The following is a 12,550-nucleotide window of genomic DNA, read 5'->3' as shown; positions in this document are numbered from 1 at the left end:
CTGGCGTGAAAAATCGTTAGCCGGCCGTAATGTCTATGCCGGCTTGCTCCAGGTGCCGGCGCAGCAGCCGCGCGAACGGCACGGCATGGCTGCCGTCGCCGTGCAGGCAGATGGTGTCGATGCGCAGGGATACGGCCTCGCCGCTGACGGCCACGATGCGTTGCCGCCGCACCATGTCCTCCACTTGCTTGAGCATCGCCGCGTCGCTGTCCAGCAGCGCGCCGGGCTGGCCGCGGGGCACCAGGCTGCCGTCGGCGCGGTAGCCGCGGTCGGCGAAGCCTTCCTGCCATACGGCCAGGCCTTCGGCGCGGCAGGCTTCGACGAACAGGCTGCCAGCCAGGCCCATGACGCGCAGCCCCGGGTGGAAGTCGCGGATGGCGCGCGCCAGCGTTTGCGCCAGCTCCGGCTCGCGCGCGGCCTGGTTGTACAGCGCGCCGTGCGGTTTGACGTGGGCGAGTTCGCCGCCTTCGGCTCTGACGATGGCTTCCAGCGCGCCCAACTGGTACAGCAGGCCGGCGCGCAGGGTGGCCATAGGCAGCCGCATTTCGCTGCGACCGAAGTTGTCGCGGTCCGGAAAGCTGGGATGGGCGCCGATGGCCACGCCTTTTTCCAGCGCCATCCTGACGGTGGCCTGCATGGTGGCGGCATCGCCGGCGTGCCAGCCGCAGGCGATATTGGCGGAGCTGACGCAGTCGAGAAGCGCGGCGTCGTTGCCGCAGCCTTCGCCCAGGTCGGCGTTCAGGTCAATTTTCATTCAGCAGTCTCTCGATCTTGTTCAGGTAGCGTTGCAATTGCTGATCGGCCAAGCGGGCCTCCTCCAGACTCACTTCGACGAAATGCAGCTGGCTGCCCAGCCTAGCCTGGCCAAGTTGCCACAGGTCGGCCGACGCCACCATGCCCAGACGCGGATAGCCGCCCGTGGCCTGCGCGTCCGCCATCAACACAATGGGTTGGCCATCCGGCGGCAGCTGAATCAAGCCGGGCAGCACGCCGTGCGATGGCATCTCCAAGGGCGCGTTCAACTGTAATGCCGGACCGGACAGGCGGTAACCCATGCGGTTGCTGCTGGGCGTGATCTGCCAGGGCGCATGCCACAGCCGCTCGCGGGCGGATTTGGACAGCAAGCCGAATTCCGGGCCGTGGCAGACGCGGATCTGATTGCCGGGCCGCGGCAGCCACACGCCCTTGCGCGGTCGGATGGGTAGCGGCGCGCCCAAGGGCAGCCGGTCGCCATCGCGCAGGGCGCGGCCGTCCAGCCCGCCGAAACCCGCCATCAGATCGGTGCTGGCCGATTCCATGACCGGCGGCAGCGCGATGCCGCCATCCAGCGCCAGGTAGGCGCGCATGCCGATGCGCGGGGCGTGCAATTGCAATACCTGTCCCGCGCGGAAGGGAGTGCGCCAGCCGGACCATACCGGCTCGCCATCCAGCGTCGCCTGGCAGTCCGCGCCGGCCAGCGCCAGCATGCCGTCGCGCAGCAGGCGAAAGCTGGCCGGCGGCAGCGTGATTTCCAGCGCGGGGGCGCCGGCCGGGTTGCCCACCAGGCGGTTGGCCACCGTCAGCGCCAGCGTGTCCATCGCGCCGGCGCGGCATACGCCTAGGTGGCGCGCGCCGAAGCGGCCCAGATCCTGCACCGTGGTTTGCGGCCCGGCCTTGATCGCTTCCAGCGTCATGCGGCCTCCGCAGGGATGAAGCGGACAATGTCGCCCGGTTGCAGCGCGCTGGGCGGTTGCCGCGCGGGGTCGAACAGCACCATGTCGCTATGGCCTATGATTTGCCAGCCGCCCGGGGCGTCCGCCGGATAAATGCCGGTCTGGCTGCCGCCTATCGCCACCGATCCAGCCGGCACCTGCTGCCGCGGCGTGGCGCGGCGCGGCGTAGCCAGGACCGGGTCCAGTCCGCCCAGGTAGGCGAAGCCGGGTTGGAAGCCGAGAAAGAACACCGTGTATTCCACTGCGGTATGGCGCGCGACCACTTGCCGCGAGCTAAGGCCGCAGTGGCGGGCCACCTCTTGCAGGTCCGGCCCGGCGTCGCCGCCGTAATGCACTGGAATTTCCACCACGCGGCCGCCCTGGGCTGCCGGATCGGCCTGCTGCCACAACTTGCGCAGGCGCGCTGGCCAACTGGCCGCCTTGGCGCCGGGCCGCAGCTCCACGGTCAGGTTGTTCATGCCGGGCACGGCTTCGCGGATTTCGTCCCAGTCGCGCAGTTGCTCGGCCAGGCGCCAGATGCGGCGCTGGCTGTCCAGGGTGGCGGGCGGCGGCAATTCCAAGGTCAGTGCCTGGTTGCCTAGCCAGTGTATGACGGGCGATGATGGAGTGGCGTCGGACATGGCTTTGGATTGTGTATGATTTTGGAATAAGATGTAAGGTACACCTTAGCTGCATATAATGCTGCTATGTTGATATCTTCTCGTCAATTTACTGTTGTAAATGATGAATAAAGTGCGCTCGGCGCGATGAGGGAGAGGTGGGAATGATAATGGCTTTGCCGAAGATCGTATCCTCGCAGCACTTGGTTTCCGAGCGCAGCCCGGAGCTATCGGAGTTCGAATTCAGCCTGACGGTGGTCAATAACGCTTTCCACCGCTGGATGGTGCGCTGCATGGCCGCGGCGGGCGAGAAGGATATGACCCCGACCGAAGTGCTGCTGGTGCACCACGTCAATCATCGCGGCCGGCAGAAGAAGCTGGCCGACATCTGCTTTGTGCTGAACATGGAAGACACGCACGTGGTGGCGTATGCCCTGAAGAAGCTGGTGAAGATGGGGTATGTGTCCAGCGAGAAGAGCGGCAAGGAGGTGTTGTTCTCCACCACCGAGCGCGGCAAGGATCTATGCGAGCGCTATCGGCAGGTGAGAGAGCAGTGTCTGATGCCGACCTTGAGCGACGGCGGCTTGGCCAATCCGGCGATAGGCGAGATTGCCCAGTTGATGCGCCTGCTGGCCGGCGTATACGATCAGGCCGCCCGCGCCGGCGCTTCGTTCTAAGAGCCGCTAACAAAAATCCTGATGCTGCGTTGCGCCGACTTGCCGTACTTAAGTACTGCCTGCGTCGGCGCGCCTTGCCTCAGCCGTGAAACTGATTTTTGTTAGCCGCTCTAAGGCGGCATGGCGAATCCGCCGTCGGAGCGGGAGCGGCGGGCAAAGCGCGCTCCCCTTTGACCTGGGCATCGCCGGGTGACTGGCCTTATAGCACGGCCCAGATGCCGATGATGGCGGCCAGGATCAGCACGCCGGTCAGAATTTGCGATGTATTCTTTTCCTTCTGCAGCGCGCGTTTCATCTGGTCCTGCGCGCTTTCCGCCACGTCCAGCTTCTGTTGCAGTTCCGCCCTGGCCTCATCCTGGCTGGCCAGCATTTTCAGCATTTCCTCGCCGCCGAATTCATGCACCGTGTCTTTGTTCCACACTCCCAGCAGCTTGCTGACTTTGTCTTTGAAGTACAAGGCGCTGCGTTGGGCCGGGTCTTGCCATTCAAACTGGAAGCCCTGTCCCGCGTAGAACGAGTGTTTTCGGGTTTGTTCCTCTTCGGTGGCCGGCTGGCTGAGGGTGACCAGGCCGGGGGCGATGGCGTAGTCGGGACAGGTGCTCTTGGCCCAGGCGACCGCATTGCCGAACAAATAAGTGTCTAGGCCCGTGCCTTCCAGCCCGGGGCTGCAATGCACGCCGTTCTTGGGGCCGAAGGTGACGGTCTTGCTGGGACGATCCACGCGCACCCAGGCCATGTTGTACAAGGCGTGGAAACGGCTGTCGTCGCCCTCCATCGGATGCCAGTGGCTGCCATCGGAACGGGCGTAGCCGCGGAACTGCAGGCGGTAGTAGTCGGATTGGCTGGTGACGGCGCGGCTGCGCTGCAGAATGCCGTAGATGGGATGGGGGCCGACCTGAAGGGTCAGAATGGTTTCCCCCAGCGGGATGGCATGGTTGGCCAGGCTGGCTTCGTTCTCCGGCGGCAATAGCGGAATCTCTTCCGTCTCCGGCTCGGCCTGGCTGTTGCTCTTGGTGTTGTTGCTGGTCATCGGCTAGGCATTCCATGCGGTTTGCTGGGTGATGTGGACGATTCTATCGTACATTTTAGGAGAGCAGCAGCGGGCTTGCCGCCTGCTTGCGGAGGAGAGGGCGTGGGCTGGATCCGAGTGGTTTTGTTGAGCGCGTTTGCCCTGCCGGCATTGGCGGGCGGCGTCTGCGATCGGCCGTTGAGCGTGGGCTGGGATGAATGGCCGCCATTTCACTACCAGGGGCGCGATGAGCAGGTGGCCGGGTATTCGGTGGCCTTGCTGAATCAGGCCGCCGCCAGGCTGGGGTGTCGCATCACCTACCGGCGCTTGCCGTGGCCGCGCACTTTGCAGCAGCTGCGGTTGGGTCTGCTGGATGCGGCGATGCAGGCCTTGAAGACGCCGGAGCGGGAGGCCTATGCCTGCTTTGTCCAGGGCTATAGCCCGACCTTGGTGCAACTGTGGGCGCGGCGTGACCACATGGCGCGCTGGCCGGTGCGTAAACTGGAGGATCTGGGCCGTCTAGGCCATCTCCGGCTAGGCGTGACCCGCGGCGACAGTTACGGCGATACGCTGGACCATTGGCTGCAGTCGCCGCCCAAATCGGTAAGCGTGGATATCGGCGAGACCCTGGATGGCAGTTTCCGCAAGCTGCAGCTGGGGCGCATTGATCTGCTCCTGGCCACCAGCATCACTGCGCAGCGCGAAGTGGCCAGATTGCCGCAAAGCCCGCAGATGGTTGCCTTGCCGCCCAAGTGGTTGGCGGGCCAGGCCTACTATGTTTTCAGCCGGCGCAGCGTGCCGGCCCCGCAGTGCCAAGCCTTTGCCGATGCCTTGCAGGCCATGCGGCAGGACGGCACGGTGGCGCGTCTTTATCGCAGCCAGTTCGGCGTGCCGTACCCGGAGCGTTGAAGGTTCAAGCGCGCAACAACGTCAGGGTGGAAAAGCGGCTCCCCAGCACATTGCGGCTGTCCTTGCCCCACCAGCTCTCCATCGCCGTGGCGTAGACCTGGCGAAAATCTATCGCATGCGGCAGATTGCCCTCGCTGACGCCGGCCAGCTGCGGCGTGGAGCCGTATAGCCCGCCGTTGACGCGGCCGCCCAGCGCGAAGTGCACATTGGCCGTGCCGTGATCCGTGCCGCGATTGCCGTTCTCGCGCGGGCGGCGGCCGAATTCGGCGTAGGTCAGCACCAGCGTGTCGTCCCAGCGGCCCAGCCGCGTCATCTCGCTTCTTAGCTGCGCCAGGCCATCGGCCAGTTCGGCCAGCAGCCGCGCCTGCGTCGGCTGCTGGTTGCCGTGGGTGTCGAAACCGGTCAGCGTGATGCGCGCCACCGCAATATCCACGCCGCGCGACAGCGTGTCGGTCAGGGTGCGCACCGCGTTGCCGAAGCCGCCGTTGGGTTTGGGGCCGGTGGTGGGCGATTCGCTTGCCGCGGTGCGCGGCAGCGGGGCCAGGCTGGCGGCGGCCTGACGGATATCGCCTTCCACTTTCAGGATGTGCTCCAGCGCCGAGCCGGCGTGGCCCGGCTGTTGGTCAGCCACCAGCTTGGCCTGGCGCGCGAAGTCCTGCGGATTCGACAGCACCACGGCGCGCGAGCCGCCATCGAGCGGTCCCAGCACCTGGCTGGACAGCACTACGCCATCGGCAGCGAAGTTCTTCGGCGTTGGCTGCTCGCGGAACAGCCGCGTCAGCCAGCCTTCGGTCAGGAATTGCTGGCTGGCCGAGGCGGTATCCCAGATTTCAATTGAGCGGAAGTGCGACAGATTCGGGTCGGGATAGCCCACGCTCTGCAGCAACGCCAGCTGCTTGTCCTGCCACAGCGGCATCAGCGGCGCCAGGGAAGGGTGCAGGCCGATTTCGCCATTGAGCTGCAGCACCTGCTCGCGGGCGATGGCGATGCCGGGGCGCAGCCGGTAGTAGTCGGCGCTGGCGTAGGGCACCACGGTGTTGAGGCCGTCGTTGCCGCCTTTGAGCTCCACCAGCACCAAGAGCCGTTTGTAGCCTGCCGGCGCCAGCGCCCAGGACAGATTGGGCAGCACCGTCATCATCAGTCCCGCGCCGGCGGCTTTCAGGAATTCGCGTCGTTTGAACATGGCAGGCTCCTCATTCCACCTGGTAGGACGGGTCCATCAGCAACTGGGCGATGGCCTTGGCGCCGCTTTCTCCCTGCGGCAAGGGATTGGCCGGCGGCACCGCCAGCAGCATCCGCGCCGCGTCGGACGCGCTCTTCACGTCATAGATGGCAGCCCATTCGTCCGGCTGCAGCTTCATCGACGCCACGCCCTTGGCGACGAAGCGGTTGATCCTCGCTTCGCGGCCCGCCATCTCGTTCATGCTGCCGTCCGCTTGGGCGAAGGCGTCGCGCGCCGGGGCGGCGTCGTGGGTGATGCGGTCCAGAAACTGCTTGCGTGTCAGCAGGGTGGCGCTGTTGATCCAGGCTTCGCCGCCGGGCCAGCCTTTGACATTGGGCGGCGCGAACACGTCCTGCTCCAGTTGGCGGTTCAGCCCGGCGATCACGCGCCAATCCGGCGGCATCAGGTCAAACGTCACCAGCGTGCCGACCGTCAGTTCCACCGGCGATTTCACCAGTTGGCCCTGGCTGCGCCAGAACTGCGGCGTCAGCAGCAGCGCGCGCATCAAGGGCTTTAACTGATAATGATTGCGGCGGAAGTCGGCCGCCAGCTTGTTGACCGCAGCGGCGTCCGGCGTGGGCGATACAAAATTGCGCCACAGCTTGTTGGTGATGAATACCGAGGTTTGCGGCTGCTGCAGCAACAGATCGACCACGTCGTCGCCGTCGAAATTGCCGCGCTGGCCGAAGATTAGCTTGTCGCCGGTGTCGCGCAGCCGCGGGCGGACGATGAATTGGTCGTCATGGTCCAGGCCCCAGCCGGTGAAGGCGCGCGCCGCTTCGCGGATATCCTGCTCCGTGTAGTGGCCCTCGCCCAGCGTGAACAGCTCCATCACTTCGCGCGCGAAGTTCTCATTCGGCTGCTCCTTGCGGTTATTGGCGGTATCCAGATAACGCATCATCGCCGGATCGCGCGCCACCGCATGCAAGAGCTGGCCGAAGTCGCCCAGTGCGTAGTGGCGCAGCAGCAGGTTCTGCTGGTACATCATTTGCGGCGAGCGCACCTTGTCCAGCGCCGACACGAAATGGTTGTGCCAGAACAGGGTCATTTTCTCCGTCAATGGCGACGGCGTGTTGCGCATTTCGGTCAGCCACCAGCTGCGCAGCTCCACCGCGTGCTGGTTGCGCTCCTGCTGCAGCGCTTTTTTCTGCTCTTCTGAGAGGCCGGGCTGGCCGGGGCGTTCGAACGGCTCATTGGCCCAACCCGGCGGAGGCGTGATGGCCTGAGTGCGCGCGCCGGCCAGAATCTTGTCCACCGCCGCCTCGCGGCTCAGCGGCGCGAAAACGGCGATTTGCGCCGGATTGGCGCCGAAGCCGGTGCGAAGCAGCAGGTGGCGCGCGCCGTCTACGCCGATGTCGGCCAGGGCGCACAAGGGCAGGCCGCACAGGGCGGCGGCCAGCAGGATTCGTTTCATGGTTGTCTTCCCCCTTTTCGGGTGGATTCTTGAGCGAGCGATGTCAGCATAGTGGCTACTTTTCGCTGCGGTATTAAGCGAATGGGACAGAGTGTTAAGTTGTTTGCCGTATTCTCCGTTATACTGTGGCCCTATCACCGGGGGTGCCCGCCATGCGGGCTGAGAGACACCCTGAGAACCTGATCTGGGTCATGCCAGCGGAGGGAGCGTGATGCGCGGGAAGTCTCCCGCATGCCCGCTTGCTCCGTCGTTTCTGTACGGAGAATTTCATGAAGTGGTTTCCCAAGCTTGTTGTCCTTGCCCTGAGCCTGTCCGGCCTTTCCGTCCAAGCCGCCGAGTTGCGCGTGCTGGCGCATAGCTCCTTCAGCGTGGACAAGCCGCTGCTGGCGGCCTTTGAAAAGCAGACCGGCGCCAAGGTGTCCATCATCAAGGCCGGCGATGCCGGCGAGATGGTCAACAAGCTGATTCTGACCAAGTCCGCGCCGATTGCCGATGTGGTGTTCGGCATCGACAACAGCCTGATCGGCAAGGCCGAGCAAGCCGGCGCGCTGGCGCCGCTGCCGGCCGATCTGGCTCGCGGCGGCAAGGTTAGCCTGCCGGGCGCAGCCGCCATCGACTACGGCTATGTCACCTTGAACTACGACAAGGCCTGGTTCGCCAAGAACAAGCTGCCCTTGCCTAAGTCCCTGAACGACCTGACGTTGCCGGCCTACAAAAACCTGCTGGTGGTGGAAAATCCGGCCACGTCCAGTCCTGGCCTGGCTTTTCTGGCCGCGACCATCCACGCGTTGGGCGAGGACAAAGCCTTCGCGCTGTGGGGCAAGCTGCGCGACAACGGCCTGAAGGTCAGCAAGGGCTGGACCGAAGCGTATTACACCGACTTCTCCAAGAACGGCGGCGGCCGGCCCATCGTGGTCAGCTACGCCACCAGCCCGGCGGCCGAAGTGTTCTACAGCAAGGAAAAGCTGACGGATGCCCCGACCGGCAACCTGCTGTTGCCGGGCACGGTGTTCCGCCAAGTGGAAGGCGCGGCGCTGGTCAAGGGCGGCAAGGAGCCGAAGCTGGCGCAACAGTTCATCGCCTTCCTGCGCTCGGACGCGGTGCAAAAGGCCATCCCGACGCAAATGTGGATGTACCCGGCGATGGACAATATCGCGCTGGACCCGGTGTTCAAGCATGCCGAGCAGCCCACTGTGCATGACACCCCCGACAGCGCCACGCTGGCCGCCAAGCAGCGCGGCTGGGTCAGCCGCTGGACGCGGGTGGTGTTGAAGTCTGGTAATTGATGCCTGAAGCGGCCGGTTTCTGCCATGATTCGATCATGACAATCTGGAGAAACAGGATGATCGCTGACATCATCAGTCCCCGCCTGATCTTGCGCCACCTGGATGCAGACTTTTTGCAGACTTGCCTGTACGGCGACCCAAGCGCCGCGGCCGCGCAGCTGGGTTGCCCGCTCCCCGCCGACTGGCTGGCGGAGCGGCCGCTGATGGCGATGCGGCTGCAGGACATGGCGGAAGACCCGGCTTACGCGCCGTGGTCGGTGCGCGCGATGCTGCGTCGCGACGATCTGGCCATGGTCGGCCACATCAATTTCCACACCATGCCCGGCCATCCGTACCTGAACGGCTATGGCGACGTGGAGCTGGGCTACGCGGTGTACCCGGCCTTCCGCCGCCAGGGTTATGCCCGCGAGGCGCTGCTGGCGATGGCCGGTTGGGCGGTGGAGCAGGGCGGCGTGGCGCGGCTGGTGTTGTCGATCGAGCCGGGCAATCTCCCATCGCACGCCTTGGCGGCGCAACTGGGCTTCGCCAAGGTGGGCCAGGTGCGCGACGAAGATGGTTGCGAGGATGTATTGACGGCTGATTGGCCGTTGTCTGGAGTGCTTGTTTGAAGCGGTTCGATGTACCCAGGCTGGCGCTCGCCGGCCTGCCCCTGTTGTTTCTATTCCTGCTGGCGATTTTGCCGCTGCTTCGGCTGCTGGCCGAGGGCGGCCTGCAGTTCAGCCCCGGCCTGCTGAGCGATCCGTATCTGCGCTGGCGCCTGTTGTGGTCGCTGAGCCAGGCGGCCGCCAGCGCCTTGTTGTGCCTGCTGCTGGGCGCGCCGCTGGCCTGGCTGTTGGCGCGCTATCGTTTTGCCGGCCGCGGCCTGCTGCTGCGCTTGTTGATGCTGCCCTTCGTGATGCCGACGCTGGTGGCGGCGATGGGCGTGCTGGCGCTGTTCGGTCCGCAGGGGCTGTTCGGCGTCAATCTGCAGGACACGCCGTGGCTGCTGTTGTACGGCAATCTGTTCTTCAATCTGCCGCTGGTGGTGCGCGCCGGCTGCGATGGCTTCTCCCAGGTGCCGGCCAGCCGGCTGGCCGCCGCGCGCACGCTGGGCGCCACGCCGTGGCGGGCGTTCTGGCGGGTGGAATGGCCGGCGGCCTTGCCCTGGCTGTTGTCCAGCCTGTGCCTGGTCTTCCTGTATTGCTTCTCCGGCTTCGGGCTGGCGCTGATCCTGGGCGGCCAGCGTTACGCCACGCTGGAAGTGGAAATCTATACTCTGGTGGCCTACGAGCTGAACCTGGCCGACGCCGGCGCGCTGGCTTTGCTGGTGTTGGCGGTGTGCGGCGGCATCGCCGCGCTGTACGCCTGGCTGGCGCGGAAGCTGGCGACGGCGGCCAAGGTCGAGCCGCTGCCGTTGAAGCCGGTATCCAAACTGAGGGAAAAGCTGGCGTTGTCTGCCGCGCTGGCGGCTTTGCTATTGTTTGCCGGCCTGCCGCTCCTGGCCGTGCTGTGGCGCGGACTGGCCGCCGCGTCCGGCTGGCTGGCGCTATGGGACGACGATGCCCGGCTGGCGCTGTGGAACAGCGCCCGCTTCACCGGCCTGACCGTGCTGGCCGCGGGCGCGCTGGGGCTGGCGCATGCCTGGGCTTGCGGCCGCAGCCTGCCGCTGCGCGCGCTGATTTTTCTGCCGTTTGTCATCTCGCCGGTATGCGTGGCCTTTGGCCTGTTGCTGCTGTATCCGCAATGGACCGCCGCGCTGGCTTTGCTGCTGGCGGCTTATGCCTTGCTGGCCTATCCCTTTGTGGCCAAGGCGCTGCTGACCGCGCTGGACGGACAGCCGCCGCATTGGCGCGCAGCCGCGCGCAGCCTGGGCGCCAGCCCATGGCGCGTGTTCCGCCGCGTGCAATGGCCGCTGTTGCAGCCGGCCTTGCGGCGCGGCCTGGCTTTTGCCGCCGCCACCGCGGTGGGCGAGTTCGCCGTCACCTTGTTTTTGTCGCGGCCGGAGTGGCTGACGCTGACCACCCTGATCTACCAGCGGCTGGGGCGGCCGGGGCAGGCCAACGCAGACGCGGCGATGCAGCTGTCCTGCCTGTTGATGCTGCTGGCTGTCATCGCTTTCTGGATCATCGAAACCGCCGGCGGCGCCGGCCATTGGGAGAATAGCCGTGCTGACGCTGCGAAACCTGAATAAACGATTTGGCGCGCGCGTAGTGGCCGATGAGGTGTCGCTGACTGTCGCAGCCGGCGAAACCCTGGCCTTGCTGGGCCCGTCCGGCTGCGGCAAAAGCACCTTGCTGAAGATGGTCGCCGGGCTGGAGCGGCCGGATAGCGGCGAGCTGCGCTTTGACGGCGTGGATCTGGCCGCCTTGCCGCCTGAGCGGCGCGGCTTTGCCCTGATGTTCCAGGACTTCGCCTTGTTTCCGCACCTGGATGCGCTGGGCAATGTGATGTTCGGCCTGATCGAGCAGGGTGTGGCGAAACGCGAAGCCGCTTGCCAGGCGCAGGCCATGCTGTCGCGGGTGGGCTTGGCCGATCATGCCAAGCGCAAGGTGTGGACGCTGTCCGGCGGCGAGCAGCAGCGGGTGGCGCTGGCGCGGGCGCTGGCGACGCAGCCGCGGCTATTGTTGCTGGACGAACCGTTCTCCAGCCTGGACGCGGATCTGCGGCGGCAGCTGCAGCGCGAATTCCGCAGCCTGCTGCGCGAGGCTGGCGTGCCGGTGATCATCGTCACGCATGATCGCGACGAAGCCTTTGCGCTGGCGGATCGGGTGGCGGTGCTGAAGGATGGCCGGTTGCTGCAATGCGATACGCCGCAGCGCTTGCTGGCTGCGCCAAATCACGCTTGGTTGGCTCGTTTCATCGGCTACGAAAATGTGCTGGCCCATGCCGTGGTCCCGCCCCAGGCCATTCTATTAGGGACCGATCAGCCGCCGGCGCGCATCGTCGAGCTGACTTGGCTGCCGGACGGCGCGCGGGTCAAGGTGGCTGCCCAGGCGGGGGAGCTGGCGCTGAGCCTGTCCGCGCGCGAGGCCGCGCGTTGGCAAGACTCGCTCTTCATTGGCGGCGAGATAGGCGTGGGCGTAGACGAGGCGCGCCTGTTGCGATTGGACAATGCGGTGGCCTGATGGCGGCGGGGGCGCAAATGCCCCCGCGCGGTTGGATCAGCGGCCGTAAGTGGCGGTGAGGCTGGCCTTGCCCAGCGCGTTGGCGTTCAGCATGAAGCCTACCAGCGCGCCGCTGGCGTTGGCGTCCACCGGCAGCTTGCCCACCTTGAGTGCCCAGACGGTGAATTGGTAGCGGTGCGGCTTGTCGCCAACCGGCGGGCAGGCGCCGCCGAAGCGCGATTCGCCGAAGTCGGTGCGGCCCTGCACCGCGCCTTCCGGCAGTGCGCCGCCTGTGCTGCCGGCGCCTTCTGCCAGCGCATGCGTGTTGGCGGGCAGATTCACCACGGTCCAGTGCCACCAGCCGCTGCCGGTGGGCGCGTCCGGGTCATAGGCCGTGATGGCGAAGCTCTTGGTCCCGGCCGGCGCGCCGCTCCACGACAGCTGCGGCGAGACGTTGCCGCCTTCGCAGCCGAAGCCCTTGTATACCTGGCGCAGGCTCAGCGGCTTGCCGTCGGCTATGCTGGCGCTGCTCAGTTTGAAACCATCGGCCTGGGCGGCCAGCGGCAGGGCGAGCAGGCTGGCGATCAGCAGGGTATGGCGCATATCGATTCTCCTGTGGGTGGCGGACAAGTCGGATCA

At 66.0% G+C, this 12,550-nt stretch carries 13 protein-coding genes and 1 riboswitch; of the genes, 6 read left to right on the top strand and 7 right to left on the bottom strand.

All coding sequences use genetic code 11. The features are described 5' to 3' along the window. Window positions 1-16 precede the first annotated feature (16 nt). Genes pxpA through pxpB form a run of 3 tightly spaced genes read right to left on the bottom strand, consistent with a single transcriptional unit; the run spans window position 17 to window position 2,332 of the window. Window positions 17-754, bottom strand: a complete 738-nt coding sequence (gene pxpA, locus C2134_RS20925; protein WP_103321975.1) for a 5-oxoprolinase subunit PxpA — start codon at window positions 752-754, stop codon at window positions 17-19. After that, window positions 744-1,673: a 5-oxoprolinase subunit C family protein gene (locus tag C2134_RS20920; RefSeq protein ID WP_103321974.1), complete on the bottom strand. Its 930-nt coding sequence runs from the start codon at window positions 1,671-1,673 to the stop codon at window positions 744-746. The genes pxpA and C2134_RS20920 overlap by 11 nt, the downstream gene beginning before the upstream one ends. Beyond that, a complete protein-coding gene (gene pxpB / locus C2134_RS20915; RefSeq protein WP_103321973.1) occupies window positions 1,670-2,332 on the bottom strand; it encodes a 5-oxoprolinase subunit PxpB in 663 nt (220 codons plus the stop codon). Before pxpB ends, C2134_RS20920 begins: the two co-directional genes overlap by 4 nt. Before the next feature lie 143 nt (window positions 2,333-2,475). Here pxpB and C2134_RS20910 point away from each other — a divergent pair, with 143 nt between their 5' ends. Continuing rightward, complete coding sequence (locus C2134_RS20910; RefSeq protein WP_233196530.1) at window positions 2,476-2,988, top strand: winged helix DNA-binding protein; 513 nt, start codon at window positions 2,476-2,478, stop codon at window positions 2,986-2,988. 199 nt (window positions 2,989-3,187) lie between these two features. On the opposite strand, the gene C2134_RS20905 is transcribed toward C2134_RS20910, so the two are convergent. Then, window positions 3,188-4,018, bottom strand: a complete 831-nt coding sequence (locus tag C2134_RS20905) for a hypothetical protein (RefSeq protein ID WP_103321971.1) — start codon at window positions 4,016-4,018, stop codon at window positions 3,188-3,190. Window positions 4,019-4,120: 102 nt separating this feature from the next. Between C2134_RS20905 and C2134_RS20900 the strand changes: the two genes are divergently transcribed. After that, on the top strand, window positions 4,121-4,906 hold the full coding sequence (locus tag C2134_RS20900) for a substrate-binding periplasmic protein (RefSeq protein ID WP_158248849.1): 786 nt from the start codon (window positions 4,121-4,123) through the stop codon (window positions 4,904-4,906). 4 nt (window positions 4,907-4,910) lie between these two features. Here the strand turns inward: C2134_RS20900 and C2134_RS20895 are convergent, their stop codons facing one another. Then, the gene (locus tag C2134_RS20895; protein WP_103321969.1) at window positions 4,911-6,089 is read right to left on the bottom strand and encodes a DUF1501 domain-containing protein; all 1,179 of its coding nucleotides are present in this window, start codon (window positions 6,087-6,089) and stop codon (window positions 4,911-4,913) included. Window positions 6,090-6,099: 10 nt separating this feature from the next. Next, complete coding sequence (locus C2134_RS20890; RefSeq protein WP_233196529.1) at window positions 6,100-7,542, bottom strand: DUF1800 domain-containing protein; 1,443 nt, start codon at window positions 7,540-7,542, stop codon at window positions 6,100-6,102. A 129-nt stretch (window positions 7,543-7,671) separates the two neighbouring features. Further along, window positions 7,672-7,766, top strand: a riboswitch (TPP riboswitch). 45 nt (window positions 7,767-7,811) lie between these two features. On the opposite strand from C2134_RS20890, the gene C2134_RS20885 reads away from it, so the two are divergent. The 4 genes from C2134_RS20885 to C2134_RS20870 are packed head-to-tail and all read left to right on the top strand — an operon-like array spanning window position 7,812 to window position 11,932. Continuing rightward, window positions 7,812-8,828, top strand: a complete 1,017-nt coding sequence (locus tag C2134_RS20885) for a thiamine ABC transporter substrate-binding protein (protein WP_103321968.1) — start codon at window positions 7,812-7,814, stop codon at window positions 8,826-8,828. Window positions 8,829-8,884: 56 nt separating this feature from the next. Beyond that, a complete protein-coding gene (locus C2134_RS20880) occupies window positions 8,885-9,436 on the top strand; it encodes a GNAT family N-acetyltransferase (protein ID WP_158248848.1) in 552 nt (183 codons plus the stop codon). Next, window positions 9,433-10,998: an ABC transporter permease gene (locus C2134_RS20875; protein WP_103321966.1), complete on the top strand. Its 1,566-nt coding sequence runs from the start codon at window positions 9,433-9,435 to the stop codon at window positions 10,996-10,998. The genes C2134_RS20880 and C2134_RS20875 overlap by 4 nt, the downstream gene beginning before the upstream one ends. Then, window positions 10,973-11,932: an ABC transporter ATP-binding protein gene (locus tag C2134_RS20870; protein ID WP_103321965.1), complete on the top strand. Its 960-nt coding sequence runs from the start codon at window positions 10,973-10,975 to the stop codon at window positions 11,930-11,932. The genes C2134_RS20875 and C2134_RS20870 overlap by 26 nt, the downstream gene beginning before the upstream one ends. Window positions 11,933-11,968: 36 nt before the next feature. Here C2134_RS20870 and C2134_RS20865 read toward each other — a convergent pair whose 3' ends face one another. Continuing rightward, window positions 11,969-12,514, bottom strand: a complete 546-nt coding sequence (locus C2134_RS20865; RefSeq protein ID WP_103321964.1) for a kinase inhibitor — start codon at window positions 12,512-12,514, stop codon at window positions 11,969-11,971. Window positions 12,515-12,550: the final 36 nt, after the last annotated feature.

The organism is Chromobacterium sinusclupearum, assembly GCF_002902845.1.
In the GTDB taxonomy this organism is placed as follows: domain Bacteria; phylum Pseudomonadota; class Gammaproteobacteria; order Burkholderiales; family Chromobacteriaceae; genus Chromobacterium; species Chromobacterium sinusclupearum.
The sequence above is the reverse complement of the archived record's forward strand: the minus strand, read 5'-3'. Positions and strand labels throughout refer to the sequence as shown.